At 65.9% G+C, this 267-nt stretch carries 1 protein-coding gene; it reads right to left on the reverse strand.

The annotated features are described in order from the left end of the window. A partial coding sequence (locus AC0L2X_RS32610; RefSeq protein ID WP_473601238.1) for an amino acid kinase family protein occupies positions 1-267 on the reverse strand: 267 nt, incomplete at both ends.

Raw genomic sequence — 267 nt, forward strand, 5'->3', positions numbered from 1 at the left:
GACGTCTCGCGGGCAAGCGCGAAGGCGGTCGCATCCATCACCTTGTAGCCGCCCTCGATCGCCTGCGAATGCGACAGGCGGTCGAACCGCGTGGCGGTCGGATCCTTCTTCGGATCTGCCGAGTAGACTCCGTCGACATTGGTCGCCTTCAGGACGGCCTGGGCGCCGATCTCGGCGGCGCGGAGCACCGCGGTCGTATCAGTGGTGAAGAACGGATTGCCGGTTCCGCCGCCGAGCAGCACGATCCGGCCTTCGGCCAGATATTTG

Source organism: Mesorhizobium sp. WSM4828 (genome assembly GCF_055811175.1).